Raw genomic sequence first — 14,655 nt, forward strand, 5'->3', positions numbered from 1 at the left:
AATAAGCATTATAGATTTAGTCAGATGAGCGTCATAATCTTTAATATAATTTAATACAGCCTACATTATTATGCAGACTGTTTTAAATAAAGCTATGTTTTGCTACCAAGTAAAGTTTAGTAAAAGGGAAGTACTGAATTATCGACCCATTAATGGCTTGGCTAAGGGCTCGAAGCGGTAAATTATATAAGGTGGTTTATTAAGTGCTTTGCCGTTATTAAAAGCAGGGGATAACGAAACTTGTGCTGCCGAGGTATATAAAAATCCATCAGGGCCTGCATTTAAACCGTCAGGCCACACCATATTTTCATTTGATGTAAACTCTTTATATTGTCGTGTATCAGCAGGAATTACACCAATAGTGCGCGTGCCTATTTCACATAAATAAAGATTACCTGCTGAATCAATGGTTAAACCACCGTTCATCGGCTTATCGGCATATTCTTCGACTTTGGCCGCAAGCGTTACACTGTTTTGTGAAAAGTCAGCCAATTCGGCGATATTAATTCTGTAGACCTTAGTGTGGTTTACGGTGGTAAAATATAACCATTGCTGCTGTTTGTCTAATGCGATGCCGTCAACGCCAATAAATAAATCAACTGATTTTTCAAACGGAGTGTTTTTATCCATTAACATTGGCATTTTCATATTTGGCATTACACTGTGGTTTCCTTGTAAAACACGACGACTTAAGCCTGTTTCGGTATTAATTACAACAAGTGCCGCTTTATCGCCAATAGGACCTGCTGCTATTCCTTCATCAGAAATAACAATGAGATTATGCTTAGTTGAAATGGCAAAATCGTTATGTTGTGATTCTTTTAAGGTAACCCCTTCTGGTAAATAAATAACTTTTTTAAGCTGATTTTTCTTTAAATCCCAAGCAACAAGTTTAGGTGTAATTCTAGGCTCTGCTTGGCCAGAGTCTAAAATCCACAGTGTACCTTTACCATCAGTTCGGCTACTTAATACCCAATTTAAGTAATCACCTGGATTTTTTAAACTACCATCTGCTTTATAAGCTGTTTGCATCTCAGCACTTGGAAACGGAACAATATCACCATTATTTAAGCGCTCTGCTACTTTAATTTTTGGATTATAAAAAGGATGGTAAGTTATAAAAAGGCGCTTGTCTGAAGTATATGCAATACCTGCTGCGGCCTGCTCTAGCTCAAGGTAAGGTTCATTTTTAACAAGCTCTTTAGCAACTAGGCTACTACTTAATAGACTAAAGCTCAGTAAAAATCCTAAACCTGTTTTTAATATTTTCATTTTATAAATCCTCTTAAAATTAATGATGAGAATTATGATTAATTTACCGAGCTTAAAAAAGAGTGGAATAGTCCAAATGCTGTGGAGTTTTTATTCCATAATTGAAAGAACTGTAAAATTAATTAACGCCACATTTAGTTAGAGTCGCCCGGTAAGTGTGATTGGAGAGGTGAAATTGAGCATATATATCGTTTTGAATATTGTAGCCACAGACCTTATGAAGGTCTTATTAAATAGTGTTTGAGTATATAACTTACTTAAAAGCATACCTAACTAAAGCATGACTAAGTAAAGCAGATTGAAAGCTTTACTTTTATTGTGGAATATATTGTCCATAATAATTTGATTTTTTGACCATTTATTTTATAAATCAGACCGTCATAATAACCGCATTAAAACGAACCACGAGAGAACAACATGAAAGCTATTGCATACCAAAAAAACTTACCTATTGAAGATAAAAACTCATTACAAGATATTGAACTTACACAACCCGTTGCAACAGGGCACGACATTTTAGTTGAAGTAAAAGCCATTTCTGTTAACCCGGTAGATTATAAAATTAGAGCTAGCACTCCAGCTCCAGAAGATGAATGGAAAGTCATTGGTTGGGATGCTACTGGCATTGTAAAAGCCGTAGGCGATAAAGTGACATTATTTCAACCTGGCGATAAAGTTTGGTATGCCGGTGACCTAACTCGTTCCGGCAGTAATGCAGAAATGCAATTAGTTGATGAACGTATAGTGGGCGCAATGCCTAAATCATTATCTTTTAGTGATGCAGCAGCGTTACCTTTAACAACGCTAACTGCTTGGGAAATGTTGTTTGATCGCTTAGAAGTATCTAAAAACGACAGCGCTAAAAGTATTTTAGTTATTGGTGCTGCCGGTGGTGTTGGCTCAATCATGGTGCAATTACTTAAGCAATTAACAGATTTAACTATTATTGCATCGGCTTCTCGCCCTGAAACTATTGCTTGGTTACAAGACTTAGGTGCAGACCATATCGTTAACCACCGTAACAAATTAAGTGATGAGTTTAGCGAACAAAACTTAGCGCAAGTTGATTATGTCGTTAGTTTAAACAATACGGATTCACACCTTGTGGAAATAGAAAAAGTTATTAAACCTCAAGGTAAATTTGGTTTGATTGATGATCCTGAGGTGCTCGATATTATGCCATTTAAAGCCAAAGCCATCTCTGTACATTGGGAGCTTATGTTTACACGTTCATTGTTTCAAACACCTGATATGCAAGCACAGCATGATTTACTTAATGAAGTAGCTAACTTGATTGACGCTGGAAAAATCAAAACTACGTTAGGCGAAAACTTTGGCACTATTAACGCTGAAAATTTACGGAAAGCGCATCAATTTTTAGAGTCAGGCAAAGCGAAAGGAAAAATTGTTTTAGCGGGTTTTTAATGACACTTTAGTTAACTTTTTTAACCGAAAGTTTCTCAAAATATAAATTTACTGAGGTTTAGAATGAATAACGACATTACCTATTACAGTCAAAAACGAAAAACCGTTAAAGCTTATGACGCAAGCAAAAAAATATCAGCTGAAGATATTGATAAAGTTAAAGCTTTACTAAGATTTAGTCCATCAAGCGTTAACCTTCAGCCTTGGCATTTTGTTATGGCATCAACAGAAGAAGGCAAAAGTAGAGTAGCAAAATCTACCGATGAACTTTATCCGTTTAACAGTCCTTCAATTCATAATGCTTCACATGTCATTGTATTTGCGAGTCGTTTAGAAGCTGATGAAGAGCATTTAAAAGCACTATTAGCTCAAGAAGAAGCAGATGGTCGTTTTGCCGGTGACCCTGAAACATTTCGTGCGGGTATGGATGCAGGGCGAAAAATGTTTATTGATTTGCATAAAGGTCAGCTTAATGATGTAAAACACTGGATGGATAAACAAGTTTACCTAAATTTAGGACAGTTTTTACTTGGTGTTTCTGCACTAGGAATTGACGCTACACCTATGGAAGGAATTGATACCAGTGTACTCGATAAAGAATTTGGCTTAACAGAAAAGGGGTTTTCAAGCTTATTTATTGTAACGCTTGGTTATAGCGATGCAAAAAATGACTTTAATGCGGCGTTACCTAAATCTCGATTACCTTATGAAACTATTTTAACTGAAGTATAAATAGTCTGCTTAACATTAAGATCTATTTTTTAGGTCTTAATGTTTTCAATAAATTATAGAGTTGGACATTAACATGATCACACAAATCGTAAAGTTTGATATTAAACCTGAGCAAATTGAAACATTTAAAGCGGCACTTGTTGTTGATAAGCAAGGGGCAGAAAATGAAAAAGGTTGTTTAGAGTTACGCTTATTTCAAGATAAAAATCAAGCGGGTGTTTTCTTTGCTTATGAACGTTTTCAAGACCAAGCTGCTTTAGACCAACATGCAGAGCAAAGCTATGTTAAAAATGTTTTAGGCATGCTAGAAAGTGCTTCAAAAGCAGCACCGACAGTAATGGTGCTTAACGACACAGCGCCTGCACCTTTACATGAAAGTAACCCTAAAATAGTGCACAAAGCTGACGATGTTTTTTCTGTGTTCTTTATTTTTGATACTAAGCCTGAATATCGCCAGCAATTGTTAAAACGTTTCGAAAGCCATGTAGACAATACCCGTCAAGAGCAGGGGAATTTAGTTTTTGATCTTTACACTATTGATGGCCAAGACGATAAATTTGTTGTTTATGAACATTGGCGTAATGAATCAGACTTGTGGGATATACACTTTAATCAACCTTATGCCGTTGAAACTGGTGCGCTACTTAATGAAGCGGTTGTTGGTGACTTAAAGCAATACATGAGTTTTGTTGAAGAGTTTTAATTCTATTAGCCAATAATGTTTTCTACCATAATTAATGTTTATTAAGGAATAACGATGAATATGAAAATAATTGTGACACTTTATTTAGCACTTTTTACACTTAGTTCGGCCTATGCGACTGAAAACCCAACTAATGTGTCAAAGATGTCTCAGCGCTTTAATCAGGGGATGAAAACATTAAACGCAATAAATGGTGCTGGTTCGGGCGAAAAAATTGTTCAGGTATTTGAAGATGTTTCACCAGATTTAGCACAATACGCTATTGAATACGGTTTTGGTGATCTACTGAGTCGCAAAGTGTTATCGGTAAAAACTCAAGAGATGATCATCATAGCTAACTTAGCAGCACTCGCAAATGCTAAGCCACAACTTAAAGCGCACATAAATGCAGCGTTAAATGTTGGTGTTAAGCAAGAAGAAATTGCGGAAATAATGCTACTAACTAGTGCTTATGCTGGTTTTCCTGCCGCGATAAATGGCACTTTAGCTTTAAAAGAAGTGGTTATGCAGCGCACAATGCTTGAAAAAACTGAGGAGAATAAAGGTGAAGGTATTTTATAAATTCGGTTTGCTATTGTTATTACTGTTAAGCGCAAATAATGTCTTTGCTGAAGACTTGAACCCTTCGACACGGGCACTCGATGGCACAGCTATTACATACAATTACACCAGCGGACGTGCTTATCATGTGAAGTTTGAGCCTGATGGGGTAAGTTACCAATACTTAACGGGCTCTAAACCAGATAAGTGGTGGGGACCATTTCCTTACACCGCATTTGAAGTAGCTGATAACACATATTTAGCCGCGTGGTTTGAGGAAGGCTACGGTGACTATGTAACTTTGCATATTAATTTTAATAATAACCTTTTGTACGGCAGTGCAATTTTACAAGGTGAAACGGTGCATTTTCATGGCGCTAAAATTGTTAAGGTCGAAAAGTAAATCTTAAATTGTCGGCTCTGCTTTGCTCTGTTTATTTAAATCGTTAAGCATTCAAAAATAGTATTTTATACGGTCTTTAAATGTTTTATAGGAGGAAAATATGTCATTTGTAGCACACGGAAATTATGTGATAAAAAATAGTGATGAGCAGCTCGTTATTGAAGCGTCGGGGCCGTTTAATATTGAAATTATTGAGAAACTTGATCAAGCGTTAAAAAAGGTTGTGCCCAAGTTTAGAAATAAAACGTGGCATCAAATTATTATTTTGCATGCAGAGAGTATTTTTACCCCTGAGGCTGAAGCAGCACTTTGTAAAACCTTGAAATATAGAATTGATCATGGTTTAGCTTTTTCAGCCGTTATTATTAAAGCATCAACCTGTGAAGCATTAATTAAAAAGCAAATATCACGTTGTTATAAAAAATTAAATATCCCTTATCAGTTTTTTAAGCACACAGATGAAGCTAAACGTAAGCTTAAAACGCTATAAGTCTTATGTGTTTTTTAATGGGTACAAATTATGGTAATTAGGAATATGGCTTTCCCAAAAGGGTGGGGTACCAATATAGTTTTGTAATTCACTGATGAACTCAGTAATTAGTGGTGTTTGTTTTCGGTGTGGATAAATAGCGTATATACCTGTATCCAGCATTGAAATTTTGTGGTCTGTTAACAGCGGCACTAAATTTAACTCGCTGATCGGTTTTTCTAAATTAAAAAGATCAAGCAAGGTGTAGCCTATACCATGTTGTACCGCGTCAATAATTGATTTTACGTCGCTAACTTTATAGTTACCTTTCATTTTGTAATTATTAAAAATATCACTGCTTGGTGACTCACTCATTTTTAATAAATCTAAAGTTACGTTGCCATTACTGTATACAACGGCGGGTAAATCTATAAGTTCTTCAGGCGTTTTAGGGTAGCCATATTGCGCAACAAAGTCTTTAGAGGCAACAAGGGCAAAATTGGTGTTGGCGATTTTTTTTGCAATTAAATTTGATTCAGTAAGCTTGCCCACTCGAAATGCCAAGTCAAAGTGATCGGCAATAATGTCATTACGTTTATCATCTAACGAGAGGGTAATTTTTACCTCCGGAAATTTTTTCATATAACGAGAAATAGCCGGTTGTAAATACATTTGACCAAAGGCAATCGACGAGGCAATTCTAATGTGACCTTTAGGTGTGGTTTGGTAAGAATCAGCAATGTTTTGTATTTGGTCTAGCGTTGATATAAGCAAATGAGTTTGAGCGAGAATTTCTTCTCCAGCAGGCGTTAGCGAAAAAGAACGGGTAGAGCGATTCAGTAACTGAACACCTAAACTCGTTTCTAGTTTTTTAATTTGCTTTGATAACGACGAGTTATCCATATCGTGTAATGTTGCGGCTTTGGCAAAAGAGCCTTGCTGAACAACATCAAGAAATAACGCTAGCTGGTTGGTAGCTATCATAAGGGACCTTAAAGAAATTAATAATGAAACTACGGGGCATCATAACCTCGGCATTCAAGTGAGAGATATTATAATAATGTAATGACTAATGGTACTCCCTAGACTTAGGTTGTTAATTTTACATAAGTTAAGATAAGTTAAATTTTTTACATTGCTTACTATTTATCATGAAAAGTTGTGCTTATTAATCGCAACTTTGAACTGTTGCCGTGATGTGTAATTTAAATTATTGTGAGATAATTTGGCATTATTTGCTCTACCATTTCTAAAGGATGCATTAGTGTTAGCTAATTCTATTGTCGTACTCGATTTTGAAACCACAGGCTTATCTCCCGATCAAGGTGATCGCGCTATTGAAATTGGCGCTGTAAAGCTTGAAAACGGTATAATTACCGATAAGTTTCAAGCCTTAATGAACCCGGGTCGACGCATAAATAGTTTTATTGAAAACTATACCGGCATCAATAATAGGATGTTAGCGGTAGCACCACCTTGTGCAAAAGTAATGACTGATTTTGCTGACTTTATTGGTGAAAGTAACTTATTAGCCCATAACGCTTCTTTTGATAGCCGTTTTCTCGACGCTGAATTAGCACGTTTAGGACGAGTTGTTTCTGGCGAGTTTACTTGCTCTTTATTAGTATCACGACGTATTTATCAAGATGCCCCTAATCATAAGTTAGGCACGTTAATAAATTATAAAAATATTGCTGCTGACGGTAGTTTTCATAGAGCATTATTTGATGCCCAAATGACAGCCGAGCTTTGGGTAATTATGCTAAATGATATAAGTGTGCGCTATGGGCTAGCAGACATTCCATTTAGTCTTATTAAGCGGCTAGCTAAAACACCAAAGGCTCAAGTGAATAAGTTATTAGCAAATTATGCAGCTAAAGTTAGTTAAATATACCAAGGTTTCATCATGCTATGAGCAAAAGTAAAACGACAGAGCAACACCAAGATCTGGAACTTGCCACAACAGAGCTAGTAAAGTTTCGATATAGTGCGCAAGGTAAAATGTTGCAACTAGACCAAGTCATTGTCGAACAGCCATTACAAATACGCTTATTGTGGCAACAAACTGATGAGCAAACTTATCAAAGTAAAATATTTTCAATTACGATGCGAACACCCGGTAACGATAAAGCTTTGATAATAGGCTTAATGCAATCTGAAGGCATTATTCAATGTTTTCAACAAATAGAAAATATTGCGCCTGAAATATCCCAAGATGAAGCTCAAATATCTGATCAGATAAATACAGAGAATGAATGGCAAGTTAAACTCAAAGCCGGCGTTGTGCCAGATATTAAATCGCTTGAGCGCTTTCAAGTAACCTATAGTAGTTGTGGCTTATGTGGTACAACATCGCTAAAGTCATTGGAAATGAAAAACCCTCCGGTTTTATCTGAGCACAAACACTGGTTAGCTTTTAACGTTATTTGTGCAATGCCAACGTTGATGCGTGCAGCACAGTCTCAATTTGTACAAACCGGCGGCTCTCACGCGGCAGCTTTATTTGATCAACAGGGTGTCTTAATTGATCTTAAAGAAGATATTGGTCGTCATAATGCTTTAGATAAATTACTAGGCGCGAGTTTAATGCAACGTGATACTTGCCAGTCTCAATATAGTGTTTTAGTCAGTGGCCGCATTAGTTTTGAAATAGTGCAAAAAACGGTGATGGCGGGCGTTAGTGTGTTAATTGCTGTTGGTGCGCCTTCTGAGTTAGCAATATTAGCCGCTAAACGTTTCAACTTAACATTAATTGGTTTTACTAAGCGTGATAGTTTTAATCTATATCATGGCGATTGGCGTTTAATACCTTTGGTAACTACCGAATAATTCAGCAGGTAAAAACCTTATCAATTAAAAAATTTATTAGGCTTAATCATCGTCATCTGCTTTCATCGCTTCGATATTAACGATTGTTGAACGATTTAAAGTAATTTTATAGCGTTGCATTTTTTGCAGGTGTTGTTTATCCGTTTGCATCAGAACCACATTAATTTGGTAACGACGCTCTACGGCTTGTTTGGTTATTTTACTACCGTCAAGCGAATACAAACGTCCTTCACCTTTTTTGAGAAAGCGAATAAAAGGCGTAAGGTTAAAGAATATCCGCTGTTGAATTTCATCGTAGCCCGGCATAAAACTTTTTGCATTAACCTTAATATCACTGCGAAAATGTAGTAACTGCGCGGCTTGCTTATTTTGATGACGTCTATTTTGAAATAATTTATCTACTTGCTTTGGCAGATCTTTATCACGAATGTACTCTAGCCAAATAGTTTGAGTTGCAATGCGAACTTTGTTTACACTATTGGTATAAATGTTTCTCCATTTAGGTAAACCTCTTTGAATACTGCGCCAAAGCACTCGGGTAATATCATCTTTAAATATTTCCCTTAAACCGTAAATAAAACCCAATGTTGCGACTAAGGCAATGGTAACTTCGGTGAAATTAGCTCGTGCATTAAGTACTAACATCATCACAAAGGCCATAATAACCATAGTTACTGCGCCACTTACCATGCGTTTTAAATTTTGATTAAGGCTTTTAACTTCTTGTTGAAGGACTACGCCATATTCAATTAACCTTTGCAGCAAACGCATTTTATTCGTTATTCTATTAGGATCATCCAACGTTGTTTTGGAGTTATATTGATTGGCTTCACGGTATTCACTTTCACTGCGACATAAAGCAAATAAAAAATTTCGCTCAGTTGTAAAGTCAGTACTTTTAGGACCTCGAGATAGCAACTTTAAAAAAGACTGCTCTACTTGCCAGCTAAGATAATTGTCAGCATTTTCAAAAAACGGACTCAGCTTTTTATCTGGTGGCGTGTATCTTCTCAGTTTTTTCAATAAGCCTGATATTTGCTCAGCTAATACAATAGCTTGAGGATAAAAGCTTTCACTCTCTCTTTTTTTAATCGTTTGTTTTATATCTGTATCTAAGGCAATTAGAATTTGATAAGAGAATAAGTTGAGGTTCAAGCGATAATCACTCTGCTCACCTTTCTTTTGACTGATAAAACGGCTGCGAACTAAGGGTAAATGCAACTGATCTGAATAATAAGCGCTGTGGCTTTCAATACTGCTATGAAAATATTGCTCTTCGGCCAAGGTATTAGGACCAATACCCATTTCTACAGGTAGAGAGAAATACAAATCAAGTCTTTGATGATCATTAGGCAACAACTGATAACTAACTTTAATCGATAGGTTTTCGTCTTGGGTGAGTTTGGTATTATTCACTTATATCGTCTGCCCCTAAACAGTTAATTGCCTTATCAAGATTAAATAATTATGCCTGAAAATATGTTGATTTCCTAAAGATTTTATTCACTTATAGTTGAATTAATTTAATGTTAAATACGATGGCAAGTGAATAATTAATCTTGTATGTTGTTAAATAAATTGCTGAAAATCTCTAACATTATTTATGGCAGACTAGTTGCTAATAAATAGATTACCTTAACTCAGGGTAAGCAGCACTTGCTCAATACTCCTTTTAACCCATTATCTGCGTTAAAACGTCGATAAATAGCTTGTTGCTTTTCATAAACGTTTTGCCTTGGAAATGGCATGAAATGAAGCATTGATGGTGTAAATTCGTGATGTTCACCTTGCTATAGCATGTACTTTGCCACTTAAGCTTTTGATTCACTTGAGTATCAAGCACTTATTTATCCCGAGTTCAGGTTAGGTAATAAAACTAATTAAATTGTATGATCGATTTAACTGCTGTTAAAGAGCCGAGCAATAACACGGATAAAAACAAACTGTAAAATTGAGTATAGTTACTGTATAAAGGCCCTGTTAAGTTTGTAGTTGCAATCAAGCCTTAAAGTAGCTAATACCAATTGAAATAAATAATCAATCAAACGCCTTTTTCTTGAACAATTTATCCTCGCTTAAAATTGGTCAATCACTTATTACATTTGGTATAAGAAGAGATATTAAAATAACATGCGTAAATCAGATAAAAAATTAGATAATCAAATTGTTAAAGCGCTAACTCAAGTTTGTCATTCAGCGTTAGAAGATATCGATGGTTTTGAATGGTTAACGCATACCGTTAATTTTAATAAATTCCCGGAAAGCTTAAAAATTGTATGTGTTTTTGATAGTAACGCCAAGCTTGCACACTATTTAAAATCAAGCAGTAAAGATAGTTTGGCGCTACAAATTATTAATCAACTTGCTGATGTTGGCATAGAATTAAAAAATGCCAAAAACCAAATTGAGCTCGACAGTGAAGAAAACTGCACGCTATATCATGGCGGTAATTGGCAGAAAAGGCTGGCCTAGTCAGTTATAAGTTAGTTATAAGTTATTAAATAATGACCCCGCAATTGCACACATTATTAGCCCAACGATGATATCAATGTTTCTTCTAACTTTGGCTTTGCTTAACCAAGGCGACATTTTTGCTGCCGCTCCAGCTAAACTATAAAACCAAAGGATAGATGCCAGCATAGTGCCAACGGCAAAAGCGACTTTTTCATTGCCTTCAAATTGACCACCAACACTGCCCAGAATTAATACTGTATCAAGGTAAACATGTGGGTTTAACAGTGTAACCGCGAGTGTAGACACAATAACTAGCCATGGTTTGTTATTAATTTTTATCCCTTCTTCTGTCGTTTTCTGATAATTATTTTGCCAAGCTTGGCGAAAAGACAAAAAGGCATAACCAGACAAAAATAATATTCCTCCCCAAGATATAGCTATAACTAAAGAAGGTGAAGTAGCGATTAGCTTAGCCCCGCCAAATACGCCGATGGCAATAAGAATTACATCACAAAGCATGCAAACGGTGGCCGCCAAAAAATGACGATTTCTTTTAATACCATGGTTGAGTATGTGCGAGTTTTGCGCGCCAAGAGGAATAATCATACTGCTGCCTAAAAAGAGGCCTTGTAGAAGAGGGGAAACCATTGTTGCTCCAAAAAGTGATTGTCTGTTTTGTTAATGCGGCTAATCTAACGTATGTTGACATATAAATATAATTAATGTTTTTTATCTTTGATAAGTTTTGCTAATGTGTGTGAGGTGAGTTAATCACTAAAATTTTTGGAGCGAAAAGTCATGCTAGATTATAAACTTCTCCACGCGTTGAGCGTGGTGCTAGACGAACAAAACTTTGATCGAGCAGCGTCTGTTTTAGCAATTACACAATCAGCAGTTTCCCAACGTATTAAGAGCTTAGAGCAAGCAATAGGACAGCCAGTATTAATTAGAAGTCAGCCTATTGAAGCAACCATTATTGGTAAAAAATTACTTGCTCACTATCAGCAGGTTAAATTACTCGAGCAAGATATTCTTCCTGATATTTCGGGTGATAAAAAGCACGAAACAATAACCGCAAATATTGCGAGTAATGCTGACAGTTTGGCAACCTGGTTAATTTCGGCAATAGGTGATGTTTGTCACGAATATAATGTTGCGGTAAATTTTAGGCTTGCTGACGAAAATAGAACGATAAATTACTTAAAAGATGGCGAAGTGTTTGGCGCTTTAAGTACGCACCCGCACGCTTTACCCGGTTGTACTTTTGAGAAGCTAGGAGACATGCAATATTTACTAGTTGCTTCGCCAAGTTTTGTTGCACGTTATTTCCCCAAGGGCATTAATCAACAAGCATTAGCGACTGCACCTGCTGTAGCTTATGATCAAAAAGATGAAATGCATATTGATTATATTGAGCAAATTTTTGGCTTAAAAAAGGGCTCTTATCCATGCCACACCGTGAGATCTTCTGAAGCATTTGTTAATTTTGCTAAACATGGCATTGCCTATTGCTTAATACCTAAACTACAAATACAAGCTGAACTCGATGCTAAAGAACTGGTAAGTTTAATGCCTGAACACCAAATTATAAGAACTTTATACTGGCATCATTGGGTGTTGTTAAAAGGCGTATTTAAAACCTTTTCAACTGCTATTGTTGCACGGGCTAGACACGCTTTAAATAATCAATAATAGTATTTAGCACTCTATGCATTTACTATTAAATACATAATAAAAACCAAATAATCAGGAGCTAATGTGAGTAATTTAGTTGTAAGAAAAGCAACAGTAAACGATACCGGCATATTGTTTAAATTTATTATAGATCTCGCTATTTATGAAAAAGCTGAACATGAAGTATTAGCTACAGAGCAAACTATTAAAGAAACTATTTTTGCTGAGAACAGCCATGTTTTTGCGTTAATTTGTGAGCTTGATGGTGTGGCTATTGGCTCTGCCATTTATTTCTTTAATTACTCAACTTGGTTGGCAAAATCGGGTCTTTATTTAGAAGACTTGTATGTAATGCCAGAATACCGAGGTAAAGGCGCTGGTGTTAAGTTGTTAAAAGCCATGGCTAAAATAGCGGTTGAAAAAGATTGTGCAAGATTTGAATGGAGTTGTTTAGATTGGAATACACCTTCTAGAGAGTTTTATCACTCGTTAGGTGCAGTGGCGCAAGAAGAGTGGGTTGGTTATCGAATGACAGGCAAAACCCTTAGTGATTTTGCAGCTGATCTGACTGAGTAATAGTAATACCTAGTGGTGGATGTTCAGCATAAGCTAACATAGCATTCGCCACTTTATTTGCTTTAATTACGCGGTATTTCTTTGGGATCATAAAAGCTAATGCATTCATCACTAGCGTGCCGAATTGTTCACCCAGTCTATATTCATTTCGCTTACCTGATAACATTGATGGTCGAAATAATCCCAAGTGCTGATAGCCAATATCACATATTGCTGACTCTAACTGACCTTTTACTTGGTTATAAAATATAGCTGAAGATTCACTGGCTGCCATTGCTGTTACTACACAGAATAAAGAAGCATTTTCTTGATAAAAGTGCTTGGCGATGAGCAAAGGGTATAAATAATCAACTTGCTTAAAGGCTGACTTAGAACCTGCTTTTTTGATGGTACTGCCGAGTGTGCAAAAAACATGATCTATTTTAGGTAAATAATCTTCGTTTAAATCTAACTTTTCCTGACCATTATTCGGCTTAGTCAGTTGCGTTAAATTATGTGCTAAATTATTAAAATCTACTTGTTTTTGTATCAATTTATTATGATTAACATCAAGCGGTTTTCGTACTAAGGCAATGACTTGGCTATAATTTTTACTTGCTAATAGTTGTGAGAGTAAATGCTGACCAACCAAACCACTAGCACCAACAATTAATGCTACTTTCGGCTGAGCTTTACTTTTTAATGCGTTAGTTACTGACATTTCAGGCTTAATCAATATATTTGTATAAAAACAGGTTAACATGCCATTAAAGCATGTAAATCATTAATGTTTCAGCTGTAAGTCGTTATGATGACATTTACACAGGCTATTGGGTCGAGGCAATTATTCAATTTGCCTTTTTAGAGAGTAATTTTTAAATTGGTTCTTTAGCTACTAACGCTAACAGGGCTATAAAACACATGAATTAATATGCAAAACCCTGTCAGGTATTTTGACAAGAAGGTTATCTTATCTATTTTTGTACATTCTAACGATAAAATGCTTCTACCGTTCCTTTAACAGAAACTAAAAGAGGTTGGCCGCGACGATCGAGTGCTTTAGCCGCTGCAACTTTAATCCAACCTTCGCTGATACAATACTCTTCAACATCGAAACGTTCTTTGCCATTAATTTTAATGCCAATTTCATGTTCGAATACAGCAGCCACATAATGTGGGCTACGAGGATTAATAGAAAGACGATCAGGTAAAGCCGGTTGTGAGTTTGTATCGGTCATTTTATGTGTGCTGTTAATAAATAAAAAGTGCGCTATTGTAGGCAATATAAGTATATCGCTCAAGTACTGTTAGTTGATTTATATCGTATTTATGCACACAACTTTTAAGTGATTAAAGTTGTGTGCAAAGGTGATAAGTATTTTCTAATGTTCCAGAATAATAAAGTAACTAAAAAAGTGTAACTTACGCTTTCTATTCATCAACGCATAAGGCAACGTGCTTTTAGGCAGACTATGTAAATTTAATTGAAAAATTTAGCGTTAAACTGATGACGCTAACATTGTTGTTTATAATACAAAATTAAATAAATATTAAGAGAAATTTGGTTTTATCATGTAAACTCATACAGGATTTCTTAAT

The 14,655-nt window shown here is 35.8% G+C and carries 17 protein-coding genes; 11 read left to right on the forward strand and 6 right to left on the reverse strand.

What is annotated here, in order from left to right:
* Window positions 1–138: 138 nt before the first annotated feature.
* Window positions 139–1,272 (reverse strand): L-dopachrome tautomerase-related protein, encoded by a 1,134-nt coding sequence (locus AC27H3_RS16835; RefSeq protein ID WP_085302660.1) that lies wholly within the window; start codon window positions 1,270–1,272, stop codon window positions 139–141.
* Window positions 1,273–1,689: 417 nt separating this feature from the next.
* Between AC27H3_RS16835 and AC27H3_RS16840 the strand changes: the two genes are divergently transcribed.
* The 6 genes from AC27H3_RS16840 (at window position 1,690) to AC27H3_RS16865 (ending at window position 5,565) form a co-directional block, all read left to right on the forward strand.
* Window positions 1,690–2,697 carry a zinc-binding alcohol dehydrogenase family protein gene (locus tag AC27H3_RS16840; protein WP_085302658.1) on the forward strand — a complete coding sequence of 336 codons (1,008 nt, stop codon included), beginning with the start codon at window positions 1,690–1,692 and terminating at the stop codon, window positions 2,695–2,697.
* 63 nt (window positions 2,698–2,760) lie between these two features.
* Window positions 2,761–3,429: an oxygen-insensitive NAD(P)H nitroreductase gene (nfsB, locus tag AC27H3_RS16845; RefSeq protein ID WP_487107917.1), complete on the forward strand. Its 669-nt coding sequence runs from the start codon at window positions 2,761–2,763 to the stop codon at window positions 3,427–3,429.
* Window positions 3,430–3,502: 73 nt separating this feature from the next.
* Complete coding sequence (locus tag AC27H3_RS16850) at window positions 3,503–4,132, forward strand: putative quinol monooxygenase (protein ID WP_487107918.1); 630 nt, start codon at window positions 3,503–3,505, stop codon at window positions 4,130–4,132.
* A gap of 54 nt (window positions 4,133–4,186) precedes the next feature.
* On the forward strand, window positions 4,187–4,693 hold the full coding sequence (locus AC27H3_RS16855) for a carboxymuconolactone decarboxylase family protein (RefSeq protein WP_487107919.1): 507 nt from the start codon (window positions 4,187–4,189) through the stop codon (window positions 4,691–4,693).
* Window positions 4,677–5,075, forward strand: coding sequence for a MoaF N-terminal domain-containing protein (locus AC27H3_RS16860; protein ID WP_487107920.1), 399 nt, complete (start codon window positions 4,677–4,679; stop codon window positions 5,073–5,075). The genes AC27H3_RS16855 and AC27H3_RS16860 overlap by 17 nt, the downstream gene beginning before the upstream one ends.
* 100 nt (window positions 5,076–5,175) lie before the next feature.
* Window positions 5,176–5,565: a hypothetical protein gene (locus AC27H3_RS16865; RefSeq protein WP_487107921.1), complete on the forward strand. Its 390-nt coding sequence runs from the start codon at window positions 5,176–5,178 to the stop codon at window positions 5,563–5,565.
* 3 nt (window positions 5,566–5,568) lie between these two features.
* Here the strand turns inward: AC27H3_RS16865 and AC27H3_RS16870 are convergent, their stop codons facing one another.
* Complete coding sequence (locus tag AC27H3_RS16870) at window positions 5,569–6,528, reverse strand: LysR family transcriptional regulator (RefSeq protein ID WP_085302647.1); 960 nt, start codon at window positions 6,526–6,528, stop codon at window positions 5,569–5,571.
* A gap of 280 nt (window positions 6,529–6,808) precedes the next feature.
* Here AC27H3_RS16870 and AC27H3_RS16875 point away from each other — a divergent pair, with 280 nt between their 5' ends.
* Window positions 6,809–7,432 (forward strand): 3'-5' exonuclease, encoded by a 624-nt coding sequence (locus AC27H3_RS16875; protein ID WP_487107922.1) that lies wholly within the window; start codon window positions 6,809–6,811, stop codon window positions 7,430–7,432.
* Between the two features lie 23 nt (window positions 7,433–7,455).
* The gene (gene fdhD, locus AC27H3_RS16880) at window positions 7,456–8,373 is read left to right on the forward strand and encodes a formate dehydrogenase accessory sulfurtransferase FdhD (protein ID WP_487107923.1); all 918 of its coding nucleotides are present in this window, start codon (window positions 7,456–7,458) and stop codon (window positions 8,371–8,373) included.
* A 42-nt stretch (window positions 8,374–8,415) separates the two neighbouring features.
* On the opposite strand, the gene AC27H3_RS16885 is transcribed toward fdhD, so the two are convergent.
* On the reverse strand, window positions 8,416–9,789 hold the full coding sequence (locus AC27H3_RS16885) for a hypothetical protein (RefSeq protein WP_487107924.1): 1,374 nt from the start codon (window positions 9,787–9,789) through the stop codon (window positions 8,416–8,418).
* Between the two features lie 714 nt (window positions 9,790–10,503).
* Between AC27H3_RS16885 and AC27H3_RS16890 the strand changes: the two genes are divergently transcribed.
* A complete protein-coding gene (locus AC27H3_RS16890; RefSeq protein WP_273311812.1) occupies window positions 10,504–10,845 on the forward strand; it encodes a Fis family transcriptional regulator in 342 nt (113 codons plus the stop codon).
* A gap of 15 nt (window positions 10,846–10,860) precedes the next feature.
* Here AC27H3_RS16890 and AC27H3_RS16895 read toward each other — a convergent pair whose 3' ends face one another.
* A complete protein-coding gene (locus AC27H3_RS16895; RefSeq protein ID WP_487107925.1) occupies window positions 10,861–11,433 on the reverse strand; it encodes a LysE/ArgO family amino acid transporter in 573 nt (190 codons plus the stop codon).
* Between the two features lie 192 nt (window positions 11,434–11,625).
* Between AC27H3_RS16895 and AC27H3_RS16900 the strand changes: the two genes are divergently transcribed.
* Window positions 11,626–12,519 carry a LysR family transcriptional regulator ArgP gene (locus AC27H3_RS16900; protein WP_273311810.1) on the forward strand — a complete coding sequence of 298 codons (894 nt, stop codon included), beginning with the start codon at window positions 11,626–11,628 and terminating at the stop codon, window positions 12,517–12,519.
* Between the two features lie 66 nt (window positions 12,520–12,585).
* Window positions 12,586–13,077 carry a GNAT family N-acetyltransferase gene (locus tag AC27H3_RS16905; protein WP_085302632.1) on the forward strand — a complete coding sequence of 164 codons (492 nt, stop codon included), beginning with the start codon at window positions 12,586–12,588 and terminating at the stop codon, window positions 13,075–13,077.
* Here the strand turns inward: AC27H3_RS16905 and AC27H3_RS16910 are convergent.
* Both AC27H3_RS16910 and AC27H3_RS16915 read right to left on the reverse strand, forming a co-directional pair.
* Window positions 13,046–13,777 (reverse strand): SDR family oxidoreductase, encoded by a 732-nt coding sequence (locus AC27H3_RS16910; protein ID WP_487107926.1) that lies wholly within the window; start codon window positions 13,775–13,777, stop codon window positions 13,046–13,048. The two genes, AC27H3_RS16905 and AC27H3_RS16910, sit on opposite strands and share 32 nt — an antisense overlap.
* Before the next feature lie 268 nt (window positions 13,778–14,045).
* Window positions 14,046–14,294, reverse strand: coding sequence for a DUF3297 family protein (locus AC27H3_RS16915; RefSeq protein WP_085302628.1), 249 nt, complete (start codon window positions 14,292–14,294; stop codon window positions 14,046–14,048).
* Window positions 14,295–14,655: the final 361 nt, after the last annotated feature.

It is taken from the genome of Colwellia sp. NW0002-52-1 (assembly GCF_057550865.1).